This is a genomic window from Natronosalvus halobius (assembly GCF_024138145.1).
GTDB lineage: Archaea > Halobacteriota > Halobacteria > Halobacteriales > Natrialbaceae > Natronosalvus > Natronosalvus halobius.
Map to the genome: position 1 here is coordinate 3,093,380 of NZ_CP099997.1, position 15,428 is coordinate 3,108,807.

14 protein-coding genes are annotated in these 15,428 nt (G+C 64.3%); 7 read left to right on the plus strand and 7 right to left on the minus strand.

Annotated features, from left to right (window positions below; translation table 11 throughout):
* Positions 1 to 285: 285 nt before the first annotated feature.
* The 5 genes from NGM15_RS15060 to NGM15_RS15080 all read left to right on the plus strand — a co-directional run bounded on the left by NGM15_RS15060 (position 286) and on the right by NGM15_RS15080 (position 5,243).
* Positions 286 to 1,818 (plus strand): pyridoxal phosphate-dependent decarboxylase family protein, encoded by a 1,533-nt coding sequence (locus NGM15_RS15060; RefSeq protein WP_253432672.1) that lies wholly within the window; start codon positions 286 to 288, stop codon positions 1,816 to 1,818.
* Positions 1,819 to 1,909: 91 nt separating this feature from the next.
* Positions 1,910 to 2,779 (plus strand): deoxyribonuclease IV, encoded by an 870-nt coding sequence (locus NGM15_RS15065; protein WP_253438134.1) that lies wholly within the window; start codon positions 1,910 to 1,912, stop codon positions 2,777 to 2,779.
* Between the two features lie 139 nt (positions 2,780 to 2,918).
* Positions 2,919 to 3,221 (plus strand): amphi-Trp domain-containing protein, encoded by a 303-nt coding sequence (locus NGM15_RS15070; RefSeq protein ID WP_253432673.1) that lies wholly within the window; start codon positions 2,919 to 2,921, stop codon positions 3,219 to 3,221.
* A 258-nt stretch (positions 3,222 to 3,479) separates the two neighbouring features.
* Positions 3,480 to 4,406 carry a DMT family transporter gene (locus NGM15_RS15075; protein ID WP_253432676.1) on the plus strand — a complete coding sequence of 309 codons (927 nt, stop codon included), beginning with the start codon at positions 3,480 to 3,482 and terminating at the stop codon, positions 4,404 to 4,406.
* 54 nt (positions 4,407 to 4,460) lie between these two features.
* Positions 4,461 to 5,243, plus strand: coding sequence for an HFX_2341 family transcriptional regulator domain-containing protein (locus NGM15_RS15080; protein ID WP_253432679.1), 783 nt, complete (start codon positions 4,461 to 4,463; stop codon positions 5,241 to 5,243).
* Positions 5,244 to 5,324: 81 nt separating this feature from the next.
* Here NGM15_RS15080 and NGM15_RS18760 read toward each other — a convergent pair whose 3' ends face one another.
* Positions 5,325 to 5,456 (minus strand): hypothetical protein, encoded by a 132-nt coding sequence (locus tag NGM15_RS18760; protein ID WP_256498876.1) that lies wholly within the window; start codon positions 5,454 to 5,456, stop codon positions 5,325 to 5,327.
* 273 nt (positions 5,457 to 5,729) lie between these two features.
* Between NGM15_RS18760 and NGM15_RS15085 the strand changes: the two genes are divergently transcribed.
* Positions 5,730 to 6,560: a class I SAM-dependent methyltransferase gene (locus NGM15_RS15085; RefSeq protein ID WP_253432681.1), complete on the plus strand. Its 831-nt coding sequence runs from the start codon at positions 5,730 to 5,732 to the stop codon at positions 6,558 to 6,560.
* A gap of 27 nt (positions 6,561 to 6,587) precedes the next feature.
* On the opposite strand, the gene NGM15_RS15090 is transcribed toward NGM15_RS15085, so the two are convergent.
* On the minus strand, positions 6,588 to 6,944 hold the full coding sequence (locus NGM15_RS15090) for a hypothetical protein (protein ID WP_253432683.1): 357 nt from the start codon (positions 6,942 to 6,944) through the stop codon (positions 6,588 to 6,590).
* A 255-nt stretch (positions 6,945 to 7,199) separates the two neighbouring features.
* Here NGM15_RS15090 and uvrA point away from each other — a divergent pair, with 255 nt between their 5' ends.
* On the plus strand, positions 7,200 to 10,151 hold the full coding sequence (gene uvrA, locus NGM15_RS15095) for an excinuclease ABC subunit UvrA (protein ID WP_253432686.1): 2,952 nt from the start codon (positions 7,200 to 7,202) through the stop codon (positions 10,149 to 10,151).
* Between the two features lie 182 nt (positions 10,152 to 10,333).
* Here uvrA and NGM15_RS15100 read toward each other — a convergent pair whose 3' ends face one another.
* The 5 genes from NGM15_RS15100 to NGM15_RS15120 are packed head-to-tail and all read right to left on the minus strand — an operon-like array spanning position 10,334 to position 15,317.
* Positions 10,334 to 11,083: an ABC transporter ATP-binding protein gene (locus tag NGM15_RS15100; protein ID WP_253432689.1), complete on the minus strand. Its 750-nt coding sequence runs from the start codon at positions 11,081 to 11,083 to the stop codon at positions 10,334 to 10,336.
* Positions 11,080 to 11,892: an ABC transporter ATP-binding protein gene (locus NGM15_RS15105; protein ID WP_253432692.1), complete on the minus strand. Its 813-nt coding sequence runs from the start codon at positions 11,890 to 11,892 to the stop codon at positions 11,080 to 11,082. The genes NGM15_RS15100 and NGM15_RS15105 overlap by 4 nt, the downstream gene beginning before the upstream one ends.
* The gene (locus NGM15_RS15110; protein ID WP_253432695.1) at positions 11,885 to 13,066 is read right to left on the minus strand and encodes a branched-chain amino acid ABC transporter permease; all 1,182 of its coding nucleotides are present in this window, start codon (positions 13,064 to 13,066) and stop codon (positions 11,885 to 11,887) included. The genes NGM15_RS15105 and NGM15_RS15110 overlap by 8 nt, the downstream gene beginning before the upstream one ends.
* Before the next feature lies 1 nt (position 13,067).
* Positions 13,068 to 13,997, minus strand: a complete 930-nt coding sequence (locus NGM15_RS15115) for a branched-chain amino acid ABC transporter permease (protein ID WP_253432698.1) — start codon at positions 13,995 to 13,997, stop codon at positions 13,068 to 13,070.
* 9 nt (positions 13,998 to 14,006) lie between these two features.
* Positions 14,007 to 15,317, minus strand: coding sequence for an ABC transporter substrate-binding protein (locus NGM15_RS15120; protein WP_253432701.1), 1,311 nt, complete (start codon positions 15,315 to 15,317; stop codon positions 14,007 to 14,009).
* Positions 15,318 to 15,428: the final 111 nt, after the last annotated feature.

The window sequence follows — 15,428 nt, forward strand, 5'->3', positions numbered from 1 at the left end:
GTGCTCCAGCGTTCCCCGTATTCGACGCGCGTCTCGTGGTTCCTCATCAGCTACACGACCATGCGCCTCGTTAGCGTACGTACTCGACTCGAGGCCCACGTCTCGCTCGTCGGAAAACAATGGGAGCGGTCCTGCGCGTGAGGAATTCGCCACTCGGGTGTCGTCCACATCCAGGACGCTCGAGTGCGGCGCAACCGACTGACCGCGTCCGTTCCCCGGGCTACGCACGACGTACGGCACCTCTCCACTGGTAAGTGTTAACTCACCACGTGTGGTGGTGCGGTCATGGCTACCCAGGATCGGCCGGTGGGCGATCTCGATCCCGACGAGTTCCGGGCGGCCGGCTACCGGACCGTCGACCTGATCGCCGACTACTACGAGCGCATCGACGACCGCCCCGTCTACGTCCAGGACGACCCCGAGGACGTCGTCGCGGCGTTCGACGAACCCCTTCCCGAGCAGGGGGAGGATCCGGAACGCATCCTGGACGCCGTCGAGGAGTCGGTTATCCCGTACGCGACCCACAACCCCTCGCCGCGGTACTTCGGCTTCGTGATGGGGTCCGGAACGCCGCTCGCCCCGCTGGCCGACGCCATTGCGGCGACGGTCAACATGAACGTCGGTGGGTGGCATCCGGCACCGTCCGGAACCGAGATCGAACGGCGGTGCATCCGCTGGCTGGCCGAGGCGATCGGTTACACGTCCGACACCGGTGGCCTCCTCACCAGCGGCGGGACGATGGCCAACTTCACCGCCCTCATGACCGCACTGCGTGATCACACGGCGTACGAGACGACGGGGCCTGGGCTACAGGAGGATCGTCCGCGATACACGCTCTACGTCGCCGACCACGAGGGCCACTCGAGCGTCGTTCGGGCCGCGGACATGCTCAACCTCGGCCGCGACGCTGTACGGCGGGTGCCGAGCCACGACGACTTCACGATGGACGTAGAGGCCCTCGAACGGCTGCTCGAGACCGATCGAGAAGCGGGGGCCGAGCCCTTCTGCGTCGTCGGCCAGGCCGGGTCGATCAACGTGAGTGCCATCGACCCCCTGGGGGACATCGCCGACATCTGTGCCGAACACGAACTCTGGTTTCACGTCGACGGCGCGTGCGGTGCGGTGGGGGCGATGGTTCCCGAACTCGAGTCGCGATACGACGGCATGGAGCGCGCCGATTCCGTGACGCTCGACCCGCACAAGTGGCTGTTCGTTCCCTACGAGTGTGGCGCAGTGCTCGTCCGCGACCAGGACTGCCTCGCGAAGACGTTCGCGATGGACGCGTCGTATCTCCGGGGATCGGTCGCGGAGACGCCACAGGAGTTCGACTTCTACGAGTTCGGCCCGCAACTCTCCCGCAGCTTCCGCGCGTTGAAGCTCTGGGTGTCCATGAAGTACTACGGACTGGAGGGCTACCGGGAACTGTTGCGAACGAGCGTTCGCTGTGGCGAACACCTCGATACGCTCGTTCGCGATCACGAGGACTTCCTGGCCGTCCAGGAGCCGAACCTGTTCATCTACTCGTTCAGGTACGTGCCCGACGACCTTCAGATGACGCTGGCCGACCCACCGGACGTGCCACTGGCGCGGGTTGACCAGTACCTGGACGAACTCAACCAGGCGATCACCGACGAGGTCGTCCGGAGCGGTCTCGCGTTCCTCACGACGACGACCATTCGCGGTCGACGGGCCCTCCGCATGTCGATCTGCAGCCACCGGACGACCGAGGCGGACATCGAGACGGTGTTCGACGCGCTGGCGGAGACGGGCACCCGAATTGACGAGGCGTGGCGCCCGAAGGCGAGTCTGCCAGTCTGACGAGTACGTTCGAAACTCGCCGGAACGGCTCGTCTCCCTGGCCGGGTTCGAAGTACCTTTGATCCCCGGATACAGACTCGTCGATATGTCTATGCACGTCGGCGCACACGTGTCAATCTCCGGATCGCGGGTCTCCTCTGACGAGGAGACGCCACCGTACAGCGACGTCCGCAACGCCGTTCACCGACAGCTCGCATTCGGCGGTAACTGCGGACAGATCTTCACCACCTCCCCGCAGGTCTGGGCCCAGCCCGAAATTAGCGAGGAGGCCGCCACCGGCTTCCGCGAGGAGACCGATGACCTGCTTGAGGGCCCGTGGGTGATCCACTCGGCGTACCTGGTCAACCTCTGTACCCCTAAGGAGGGCCTCCGGGAGAAGTCGATGGCGAGCATGCAAGCCGAACTCGACGCGGCCGACCAGCTGGGCGTCCCGTACGTGAACGTCCACCTCGGGGCCCACACCGGCGCGGGCGTCGAGGGCGGCCTGGACAACGCCGCGAGCGTCATCGACGACCTGGATGTGCCCGAAGACGTAACCATCCTGATCGAATCCGACGCCGGCAGCGGGACCAAGCTGGGCGGGGAGTTCGAACACCTCGCGGGAATCATCGACCGCACCGACGAGGACATCGGTATCTGCATCGACACCGCCCACACCCTCGTCGCGGGCAACGACCTCACGACGCCCGAAGCCGTCGACGAGACCGTCGGGCGTTTCGACGACGTGGTCGGCCTCGAGCACCTCGAGTACATCCACCTCAACGACTCGAAACACGACGTGGGCACTCACAAGGACGAGCACGCGCTCATCGGCGAGGGCTACATCGGCGAAGATGGGATGCGCGCCATCGTGAATCACCCCGACCTCCGTGACCTGCCGTTCGCGCTCGAGACGCCTACCGAGGACGGGAAGGGCTTCGCCTGGAACATCGCGAAGGTCAAGGAACTGCGCGAGGCCTAGCCCCAGCCTCGACACCCGTTCGGAGTCCCCGGTATCGTACTCCTTCGGAGTTGGTACCGCAACTCGTTTGGAAGGATTCGAGGCAGAGACGTGACGTTGAAAGCACGTCTATTTTACCAGCAGCCGTGGTGCTTCCGGTATGGCAGACGACGAACACGAATCCGAGACGGAAGCGGAATCGGAAGCCGACGAGACGGAACGCGAAGGCGAGCGGGTAATGAATCGATCGGACGGCGCGGCAATCTTGCGCGAAGTCGCTGATGGCGTCGAGAACGGGACGATCGACATCGAGGGGGAAGACGGCTTCACGGTGGACGTTCCAGAGCGTTTCGAACTGGAAGTCGAGTACGAGGTCACCGACGACGAGGCCGAGTTCGAAGTCGAACTCGAGTGGCCGATGGAAGACGGCGAACCGGTGGCACCGGACGAAGAACACGAGTAACGGCGGCTGTTGCGTCGGAAGGGAGGAAGACCGCGTTCACCAATCGAGCAAGAACGGGAGAACATGGTCAATCACTGAACGCTGCGAGAAGCAGTATGAACGCTGCAAGAGGTAGTTCTTCGTCTTCTACACGTTTCCCCGGCGTGCTCTGTAGTTCGTCAGTCTCAGTCGACAGTAACGCACAGTAACGAACAGTATCAATCAGTAACGATAGTAACGGAAATACTGTTACCATCGTTGCCAGCCGTCCTCCGTTCGATGCGAACTCGCGCGGATACGACGGAGACAGCAGGCGGCCTATCCGGATCGAAACGTACGCGAGCCGTCTTCGAAGCGCTATTCGTGACTGTCCTCTGGTCGTCTTCGTACGTCCTCATCAAAGTCGGCCTCGAGGAGATTCCGGCGGTGACGTTCGCGGGGTTGCGCTACGGCGTGGCGACGGTCGTTCTGGTTCCACTCTTTCTCCGCGAGGGCGGGCACCGATCCGTCCGACGGCTCGAGCGGCGAGAACTCGCCGTGTTGCTCGCCCTCGGGCTGTTCATGTACGCGATCACGCAAGGGGCGCAGTTCCTCGCGCTACAGTACCTGCGAGCGGCGACCGTCAGCCTTCTCCTGACGTTCACACCCGCGGTGGTTGCCCTGTGTAGTGTCCCGCTTCTTGGCGAGCGCGCCTCGCGACGACAGTGGCTGTGGATGGTGGTCCTGTTCGTCGGCGTCGGGGTCTACTTCTACCCGTTCGACCTCGGCGTCCTCGCGCTGGTCGGCCTCGGTATCATGGCCGTTGGGCTGCTCTCGAACGCCCTCGCGTCGATCTTCGGCCGATACGCGAATCGCGACGGAACGCTGTCGGCGCTCGCCGTAACGACGGTCAGCATGGGGGTCGGATCGGCTCTACTCCTCGGGACGGGTATCGCCGTGCAGGGCCTCCCGTCGCTGAGCCTTCGGAGCTGGGCCATCGTCCTCTGGCTCGCGGTCGTCAACACGGCGTTCGCGTTCACCCTCTGGAACCGGACGTTACAGACGCTTACCGCGACGGAATCGAGCGTCATCAACAACACGATGCTCGTGCAGGTGGCGCTCCTCGGCTGGATCTTCCTCGGCGAGTCGCTCACGCTCACGGACGGTCTCGGCATGGCCGCAGTGCTGGTGGGCGTGTTGCTCATCCAGGTCGCTGGGCGGAGGTAGTATTGGTAACGACGGTAACGGGTTCCTTTTACTATTGGTCGCTCATGGCCACGTATGAGCCGCGACTCGCCGGTGACCGACCGCGTTCACGTCGTCCCGCTCGGCTTCGAGTACGCTCGCGTGAAAGAACCGATCCTGCGGTGGAAGGCCGATCGCGTCGTACCGATCGAGTACCGTGACAGCGACCGGGAGATTCCGTTCGTTCGAGCGCTCCTCGAAGAACTCGAGGCAAACGAGCGCATCACAGTCGACCGCCGCTCCTGTGACATCTTCGACCTGTACGACACGCTCGGGACGATTTCGGCGGCGATCGCGGACTACGCCGACGACGACGTCTTCGTCAACCTCTCCGCCGGGAGCAAGATCACCGCCATCGCGGGCATGATCGCCTGCATGGCGACCGGCGCACGGCCGATCTACGCCCGGCCGTCGTACGGCCCAGAGGCGTCGCGGATCCCCGAGGAACCGCTTCACGAGGAGGTGGCGGAAATATTCGAACTACCGAGGTACCCCATCGAACGACCGTCGGACGTCCACGTCGCGTTTCTGGCACACGTCGACGCGGAGACCGCGGAGACGGCCAGCGGGCGCTATCGCGGGGTTCCCAAGACAGACCTGATCGACTTCGCCCTCGAGTCGGCGTTCCCGTTCGTCGCGCGGTCCGAGGCGACGACGCGGAAGGGATACTATCGACTGCTGGATCGACATGCCGTGAATCCCCTGCTGGAGAAGGGGTACTTGGAGATCGAGAAAGTCGGTCGCGAGAAGTACGTCACCCTCACCGAGGACGGACGGAACGTGCTTCGGGCGTTTCGATACGCCGCCGAAGAGGCCTGATCTGCTCCTCGAGGATGCTCGGGGTGGGCGGCGAACTCTCATAAATCATCGAAATCTTCCTCAACCGATCGAAACGCCGCGTCAGCGACTCTCTCGCTCTTCGTGGTCGTCGTCCCGCTCTCTGGACTGCCACCAGGAGATGGCAATCGACGGGAGAAACAGCACGAACCCCACCACCAGCACGAACAGTACGATTCCGACCGTCTCGAGCATCGTTCTCGAGTCACACTACGGTGGGGCGTGTTGTACCTCTTGTGTGTGCCAGGCCGACGGCACTGCGTGGGCTGTGGCCACCGACGCGCATCAATGCTCGATGTCGATCAGGACGCTGGGCATCGATCGAAATCACTCGAGGGTCCTGGACATCGCTTGAGGCTACTTGACGTCGACCCCCGATTCACGATTCGCCAGCGCCCACGTAACTCGAGACCGCCTCGTCGCCACAATCCAGACGCCTTTTTACCCGCCACCCGCAATCCCCAGGGCGTGCGCGCGTTCTCCGAAGCCTACCTCCGCCGGACCCGCGAGGGAATGTGGGCCGACTCCCGCGAGGCCCTCTCGAGTCTCGACCTCGGCTCTCGCGAACGCGTCCTGGACGTGGGCTGTGGCTCGGGTGAACTCACTCGCGTCCTCGCCGAGGAGTGTCCAGGCGAGGTCGTCGGGTGTGACGTCGACCGGTCGTTGCTCGAGTTCGCTGGTGATTCGTCGGGTCCCGAGCAGGCGTCGGCAGTCCCCGTCGTCCAGGGCGACGCCATCCGCCTCCCCTTCGCCGACGACAGCTTCGACCTCGTGCTCTGTCAGGCGCTCCTGATCAACCTGCCCGACCCGGCCGTGGCCGTCCAGGAGTTCGCCCGCGTCTCCAGCGATGGCGTCGCCGCCGTCGAACCCGACAACGGGGCTGTCACCGTCGAGTCGACGGTCCCGCGAGAGGCTCCCCTCGAGCGTCGCGCTCGCCGAGCCTACCTCGGTGGCATCGAGACGGACGTGACCCTCGGGGCGGACGCTCGAGAGGTGTTCGAGTCGGTTGGCCTCGAGGACGTCACCACCGTGCGCTACGACCACGACCGCTCGATTGAATCACCTTACGACGACCACGCGCTGACGGTGGCCCGCCGGAAGGCGACGGGGGCCGGTCTGGCCGACGACCGGGCGACGATGCTCGAGAGCGACCTCACGGACGAGGAGTACGACGACCTGCGACGGGCCTGGCGCGAAATGGGCCGGGAAGTGATCGAGCAGATGCAAGCAGGCACCTACGAGCGGATGGAGACGGTTCCCTTCTACGTAACGTCCGGGCGGGTATCGAGCCTCGAGTGAGCCGGATCGCTCGCTCCCGCTGACGTCTCACACGTTGGGCACGCCGGTGGCCTCGACCCCCGTCACGCCGGCCAGACTGAGTGCGTACAGCGCGGCAAACACGGTGAGCCACGCGAGGAGGGCGATCATCGCGGCGCCGGTCCACTCCGCCGAGTAGCGCCAGTTGATCACGCCGACGTAGGCGATGAGCGCGACGAGCGGCCCGACGAGCGGTATCCAGCCGACGAGCGCCCCGGCGACGGTCCAGACGATCGCGCCGAGCAACGCGGTGACGATCGCGTGATCGAAGTCCTTCTCGCCGACGATGATCCGTGCCCCGACGTAGATGCCCACCGCGCCAAGCAGCAGGCTGACGAGGAAGACGATGGCTGTGGCAACGACCATACGATGCGTTCGACACTCACGCAAAGGAACGCGTTGCTTGCATCTGCCTCCCAGACGGGTGTACGCTCACCGTACCGTCCGATTACGGACTTCGCTCTCGAATCGGCATCGTCGACCACTCCGGCGATCCGCGTGCCTTGATATCACGCCACTCGATGAGCCGCTATCAGTCTCGTTAAGTCGCTTCGACTACTGGCTATGGTACATGAATCGAGCCGCCGAACGACCGCGAGAACGATCGAGACGAGGGCAGCGATGAGCAAGGACCAGATCGACGTCCGTGGGGCACAGGAACACAACCTCAAGGACGTCGACGTCTCGATTCCGCGCGAGTCGTTCACCGTCGTCACCGGGCTTTCCGGGTCCGGAAAGTCCTCCCTCGCGTTCGACACGATCTACGCCGAGGGCCAGCGCCGCTACATCGAGAGCCTCTCTGCGTACGCCCGCAACTTCCTGGGGCAGATGGACAAACCCCAGGTCGAGACCGTCGAAGGGCTCTCGCCTGCCATCTCGATCGACCAGAAGAACGCGGCGAACAATCCCCGGTCGACCGTCGGGACCGTCACCGAGTTACACGACTACCTCCGTCTCCTGTACGCCCGCGTCGGCACCCAGTACGATCCGATCACGGGCGAGGAGGTCGGCACCCAGAGCGCCCAGGACATGGTCCAGCAGGTGATGTCCCTACCCGAGGGCACCCGTGCGAAAATCGCCGCCCCGATCGTCCGCGACCAGAAGGGGGCCTTCGAGGACCTGTTCGAAGAACTCCTGACCGAGGGGTACTCACGAGTCGAAGTCGACGGCGAGGAGGTCGACCTCGCGACCGAGAAACCCGACCTCGACAAGAACTACGACCACACAATCGACGTGATCGTCGACCGCGTGAAGATCAGCGAGGAGGCCCGTCCCCGGATCACCGACAGCGTCGAGACGGCCCTCGAGGAGGCCGACGGCGTTCTCAAACTCATCATCCCCGATCCGAGCGACGAGATCGACCTCGGATCGAACACCCGCTCGACGGGCGACCTGGCGGGCGAGGGTGACGACCGCCTGACCATCGAGTTCTCGACGGCGCTGGGCAATCCAAACAGTGACTTCCAGTTCAGCGAAATCGAGACCCGAAGCTTCTCGTTCAACAGCCCGCACGGCGCCTGTCCCGAGTGTGAGGGGCTGGGCAAGACCAAGGAGGTCGACGAGGATCTGGTGATCCAGGACCCCTCGAAGTCGCTCAAACACGTCTTCGAACCCTGGAGCTACAATCGCTCGTACTACCAGACGCGACTCGATGCGGTGGCCGAGCACTTCGACGTGAGCCTCGAGACGCCGTGGGAAGACCTCGACGCGAGTATTCAAGAGCAGTTCCTCTACGGCACCGACCGCCAGGTCGTCTTCAAGCGCCGCACCAAGAACGGCATTCGCCGCAAGACCAAGCGCTTCGAGGGCGTCATCCCCAACCTCGACCGACGCTACCTCGAGACCGACTCCGACGGCACCCGCGACCACATCGAGAAGTACATGGCCGTCACGGAGTGTCCGGCCTGTGACGGCTCGAGGTTGAAAGAGCAGTCCCGCCACGTTCACGTCGGCGGAACCTCGATCGACGAGGTCAACCGGCTGTCCATCGGTGACGCCCTCGAGCACTTCGAGGGGCTCGAGGCCGAGTTGTCGGGTCGCGACCTCACCATCGCCGAGGAGATCCTCAAGGAGATTCGCGCCCGCCTGGGCTTCATGTGCGAGGTCGGCCTCGAGTACCTCACGCTCGACCGGGAGGCCTCGACGCTTTCGGGCGGCGAGAGCCAGCGCATCCGGCTCGCGACTCAGGTCGGGTCCGGCCTCGTCGGCGTGCTCTACGTCCTGGACGAGCCCTCCATCGGGCTCCACCAGCGCGACAATGACCGCTTGCTCGACACCCTCTGTGAACTTCGCGACATCGGCAACACGCTGCTCGTCGTCGAACACGACGAGGAGACGATGCGGCGGGCCGACCAGGTCATCGACATGGGTCCTGGCCCCGGCAAGCGCGGCGGCGAAGTCGTCGTCAACGGGCCGCTCGAGGAGGTCAAGGCTTGCGAGGAGTCGATCACGGGTGAGTACCTCTCCGGGCGAAAGGGGATTCCCGTCCCCGAGGAGCGCCGCGAGCCACAGGGTGCGCTGACGATCCGCGGGGCCCGCCAGCACAACCTGGACGACGTGGACGTGGACATCCCGATGGGGTGTTTCACGGCGATCACGGGCGTCTCGGGCTCTGGAAAGTCGACCCTGATGCACAAGGTGCTCTACAAGGCCCTGGCACGGGAGATGAACGACAACACCTCCGTGATTCCGGGCGACCACGACGCCATCGAGGGAATCGAGGACATCGAGACCGTTCGACTGATCGACCAGTCGCCCATTGGGCGCACCCCGCGCTCGAATCCGGCGACGTACACCGGCGTCTTCGACTACATCCGGGAGCTGTTCGCCCAGACGAAACTCGCCAAACAGCGCGGCTACGAGAAGGGGCGATTCTCCTTCAACGTCAAAGAGGGGCGCTGTGCGGAGTGTGGTGGGCAAGGTACAGTAAAGATCGAGATGAACTTCCTGTCGGACGTCTACGTCCCCTGCGAGGCCTGCGGCGGCGCCCGGTACAACGACGCCACTCTCGACGTCACCTACAAGGATGCGACCATCGCGGACGTCCTGGAGATGTCAATCGAGGAGGCCTACGACTTCTTCGAGTCCTCGAGCCAGCTTCGCCGTCGCCTCCAGCTCCTGAAAGACGTCGGTCTCGATTACATGAAACTGGGCCAGCCCTCGACCACGCTCTCGGGCGGGGAGGCTCAGCGGATCAAGCTCGCCGAGGAACTCGGCAAGCGAGACACGGGCAACACGCTCTACCTGCTCGACGAGCCCACGACGGGACTGCACTCCGAGGACGAGCGCAAGCTCATCGACGTGCTTCACCGCCTGACGGACAACGACAACACCGTCGTCGTCATCGAGCACGAACTCGACCTCGTGAAGAACGCCGACCACATCGTCGACCTCGGCCCCGAGGGCGGCGAGAACGGCGGCGAGGTCGTTGCCACCGGCACCCCCGAGGCAGTCGCCAGAAGCGAGAACTCCTACACGGGGCTGTACCTGCGGGATTTGCTCCCCGGGGTGGACCTCGAGGGGCCCCGGGGCGAGCGCGTCGAGCCGATGACGATGCCGATGGACGACGATTGAACAGCAACGTACCGGCTTCCGTCGTCCAGGTCTCCTGTTTCGGATCACAGATCACCAGTCTCGATGAACTCGAGAGCTACGGCCGATCTAACGGGTGAGAAACGCAGTGTGAGTGCCTGCGATTGTAGGTGCAGGGCCAATCGATGTGGTCAGCCGCCCAGCGTAGCGGGGACTCGAGGAGATTAGCCGCCCAGGTAGAGCTTTCCGACCTCGTCGTCCTGGAGCAGCGCGTCGGCGCGGCCCTCGAACCGGACGCTGCCCTGGTCGAGGACGTAGCCGCGGTCGGAAATTCCCAGTCCCTTCTTGGCGTTCTGTTCGACCATCAGGATCGACGTGTCCATCTCGTTGACGGTCTGGACCTCGGCGAACACGTCGTCGGCCGTGTTCGGCGCGAGTCCGGCCGAAGGCTCGTCGATGAGGAGGACGTCGGGCTCCATCACCAGCGCTCGAGCGAGTGCGAGGATCTGGCGCTGGCCGCCCGAGAGGTTCCGAGCCTTCTGCGTGCGCTTTTCCTCCAGGAGCGGGAACCGCTCGTACAGTTCGTCGAGCACCGGCCCGAGGTCGTCCTTTCGGGCGACGCCCCCCATCCGGAGGTTCTCGGCGATGGTGAGCGAGCCGAAGACGTTCTCGGTCTGGGGAACGTAGCCGATGCCCTCACGAACGATGTCTTCTGGAGCCATGCCGCCGATGTCCTCGCCGTGATAGCGGACGGAGCCCGTCCACGGCGTCAGCATTCCGAAGGCCGTCTTGAGGACGGTCGACTTCCCGGCTCCGTTCGGCCCGATCAGGCAGACGATTTCGTCGGTGTCGAGGTGCAACGAGCAGTCGTCGAGTACCTGCACCTCGCCGTAGCCGCTGTCGACCCCCTCGAGGCTGAGGACGGCGTTTTCGGCCGCGGTCGTCCCATCCTCGAGGTCTCGAGTCGCGCTCACGCGCCACCACCGAGATAGGCGTCGATGACACGGTCGTTCGCGCGGATCTCGTCGGGTCGGCCTTCCGTGAGGACGCTTCCTTGATCGAGGACGATGATCGGATCTGCGAGGTTCATGATGAACTCCATGTCGTGTTCGATGATCAAGAACGTGATTCCCTGGTCGTTGAGCCGCTCGATCTGGACGGCCAGCTTGTTCGCCAGCGTCGGGTTTACTCCGGCGACCGGCTCGTCGAGCAGCAATATTTCGGGCTCGGCGAGCATCGCACGAGCCAGTTCAACCAGTTTCATCTGTCCGCCCGAGAGGTCCGTCGCTGGCTGGGTCGCGAGGTGATCGATCTCGAACTCTTCGAGGATCTGCTCGACGCGCTCGAGGTTCTCGCGTTCGGCCTCGCCGACCCTCGAGGGGGCGGTGAACAGCTCGAGGAATGACTCGCCGGGCTGGTTCTGAGGTCCAACGAGCATCGCCTCTCGGACGGTCATCCCCTCGACCTTGCGGGGAGTCTGGAACGTCCGGATGAGACCGTGGGTGGCGACCTCGTAGGGTTCTAACCCAGTGACGTCGGTACCGTCGACGGTGACCGTGCCCCCTTCGGGCTCGTAAAAGCCCGAGATGAGGTTGAACAGGGTCGACTTGCCGGCGCCGTTCGGTCCGATGAGGCCGGTGATCGAGCCGCGCTCGACCGCGAAGCTCGCGTGGTCGGTGACCTGGAGCGCGCCGAAGGACTTCTGGAGGTCCTCGACGCGAAGGAGAACGTCGTTTTTCGCCATGTGGGCGTTCGTTCGAGCGTTGGCTGTGGATTCACTCATCGGTTTCACCGCCGTTGGACTGTGGCACGCCGCGGTCGGGTCGGGACGGTGCCTCGCGACCGATTGCGCTCGGCCAGATCAACTCTCGCTGCGGCGGGAGAATTCCCTGTGGCCGGAATCGCATGACCAGGATGATCAAGAGACCGATCATCAGCAACCGCAACGGAGCCGCGTCGAGGGGCAGCCACGAAATGTCGTTCGCGAACCGGGACCCTTCGCGGATGGCGACGACGACGAACCCGCCGAGTAAGGCCCCGCGATTCGAGCCGCTGCCGCCGAGAATAACCGCGACCCAGACGTAGAACGTCGTGATCGGGTCGAGGTCGCCCGGGTTGACGAAGAGGTTGAGGTGAGCGTAGAAGACGCCCGCAAGCGCCATGATGAGACTGCCCAGCACGAACGCCTGCATCTTGTAGCTGTACGTGTTCTTCCCGAGTGCCTTCGCCAGGTCCTCGTCGGCCCGAATCGTGCGCTGCAGTCGCCCCCACGGCGAGCGCTGGGCCCGCCGGAGGATCAAAAACGCCGCGCCCAGAAATCCCAGCAACAGCGTCACGTTGAGCAACTGGCGCCAGAACGGCGTCCCGAGGATTACAGGCGATCCCGGGACGATGGCGATCTCGAGACCGGGCATCCACTGCGGGAACTCGCCGAGGAGCGGCCACCCGTCGAAGAAACTGGGAATGCCGCGAATCCCGGCACTGCCGTTGGTCCACTGGCGTTCGTTCTGCAAGACCAGCCGGAGCACTTCCGCCAGTCCGAGTGTGGCGATAGCGAGGTAATCGGCCCGTAGACGAAGCGTCGGGATGCCGATGGCGACGGCGACAATCGCGGCCAGCACTAGCCCGATAGCGAGCCCGAAAATCGGATTGAACCCGCCGGCGATCGGCGAGTTGCTCCCGGTCATCAGCGCCGCGCCGTAGGCGCCGATGCCGAAGAAGGCGGCGACGCTGAAGTTGATCAGACCGGTGAACCCCCACTGGCTGTTGAGTCCCAGCGAGAGCAACGCGTACATCCCGCCCAGTCCGAACAGGAACAGAAAGTACGAGGCGCCGAGCGCGCCGGTGAGAAGTGCGATCACCAGCCCAAACACGAGGACGCTCATCGCCATAGTGAGACGCTTTTCCGCGTTCGTCAGGTTCGACCAGTACGCCCCGACATCGAATCGATCGGTCACGTCAGATCCCCTCCCCGCCCGCGGTTCCGTCGCCGGCGATGCCGGTCGGACGAACGAGCAAGACGACGACCATGATCACGAACGCGACCGCGGGGCCGTAGTCGACGCCGATCGGGATGCCTACGCGAGAGAGCAGCGGTGTCATCTCGACGACCATGCCGATGAGAAAGCCCCCGAGCATCGCGCCGTACACCGAGCCGATCCCGCCGAGGATCACCGCGGCGAAGATAACTAGCAGGACGCTAAATCCCACCCGCGGCGTCAGGGCGTTGTAGAGCCCCAGGAACGCGCCGCCCGCCCCCGCCAGTCCCGCGCCGAGGACCCACGACCACAGCTTGATCCGGTGGGTTCGGATGCCGCTGGCTCGAGCGAGGTCGGGGTTGTCGGCCATCGCCCGCATCTTGCGCCCGAGATCGGTGTACTGGAGCAGGACGTGAACGCCGACGACGAGAACGACCGCGGAAATGACGATGGCGAGGTCGTGGGGGGTTACCCGAACGCCGTAGGCGATCAGCTCCTCGATCGGCCGCTGGGCGGGAATGTCGAACTGGTTCCGACCGGCACCGAAGCCGAGTTGGATCAGCGCCCGGTAGACGAACGCAACCCCGATCGAGGTGATGAGGAGGCCGATGGAGCCGATGTCCAGGGGCTCGTAGACGATTTTCTCGGTGATAATAGCGACGGCGGCGGCGACCGCAATGCCGACTAGCAAGGCGACGAAAAAGCCGACTGGCAGCGCGAGGACGGTTGCGCCGAGGCCACCGATCGCGCCGAAGGCGACGAACGCCGCGTACCCGCCGACCGTCATTGTATCGCCGTGGGCGAAGTTGGCGAAGCCGGCGATGGAGTAGATGATCGCGAGGCCGATGCTCCCGAGAACGATGATGCTGCTGTAGACGACGCCGTTGGCCGCAAATTCGATGACAGACATTGGATGGGCCTACGACTGCCGGAACTCGATTGCCTCGTAGTCGTGGTCCTGGACTTCGAAGACGACGAGACTGCCCCGCGGGTCACCGTTCTCGTCGAAATCGATCGGCCCGCTGACCCCCTGATAGTCGATGTCAGACGCCGATCCGCCGTCGGCCAGGATCGCGTGAGCGTCCTCGTAGGTGAACACTTCCTCGCCCTCGGGACGCGTGACGTCGCGGACGACCTCGCCGAGCGCCTCGCCGGAGAAGTCGTCGGCGGCCGCGATCGAGAGGGCGGCCGTCACCACGCAGTCGTAGGCGAACGCCGACCAGGCCGTGGGGGCCTCGTCGTACTCCTCCTCGAAGGCCGCCGCGAAGTCCTGGTAGTTGTCCTGGTCTTCGGGGGCTGCCGGCTCGACGAGTTTCATCCCGTCCATGCTGCCTTCCGGCGTGTTCTCGATGACGGTGTCCCCGCGGTTCGAGTCGGCACCGTAGAGCTGTGGTTCGTACCCGCTCTCGAACATATCGGTCACCATCGTCGCGAACTCCTGCTGGTAGGTGATACAGAGCCACGCCTCGGCCTCGGAGCTGTTCATCTCCGAAACCAGACTCGAGTACGACGCTTCCTCGGCGTTGTGGGCGCTATCGTAGGCGATTTCGCCCTCGTAGGCCTCCTCGAACGCATCGTAGAGGCTCTCGCCGAACTCGTCGTTGATGTACGTGACCGCGACCTCGTCGTAGCCGTCCTCCGCGATGATGTCCGCGAGAGCGATCGATTGCGTGCGTCCGCTCGGGGACATCCGGAGCAGTCCGGGGAAATCCGTCAGTCCGAGTCCCGTCGAGTTCTGGCTCAACTGGACGACCTCCGTGTCCTGGATCACGCTCTCGTAAATCGACAGCGAGACGCCCGATCCGACCGCGCCGATGAGAAACGGCACGTTGTCCTGGTTGACCAGTTTCTGGGCGGCCGAGACGCCGGCCTGACTCTCACTCTCTGAGTCCTCGACGATGATCTCGAGTTCGCCGTCACCGACCCCCACCTCGTTGACGTGCTCGAGCGCCAGGTCCTTCGCGCGCTGGTTTCGTTCGCCGAAGTCGGCCAGCGAGCCGGTCAGGGAGTCGACCATTCCGATTTCGTAGACGTCTCCGTCGGCGTCCCCGTTCCCGTTGCCGTTGCCGTTGCCGTTTCCATCGTCGTCGCCGTTACCATTGCCGTCACCGTTTCCGTTGCCCTCTTCGTCCGTCGTACTGATGCACCCGGCGACGGCTGTCAATCCCGCAACCCCAGTGTAAGTCAGTACCTTTCGTCGGCTCGGTAGTGACGTGTCATCGATTGCCATATCCACTGTAGGTGTTTCGAACAAGACGTCATAGCTTTGACCCCCCAATCACGGGCGAAATAGTCAAATGCCTGTCCTAATCCCGCATTTCCGAATCGGACCATCGTGACG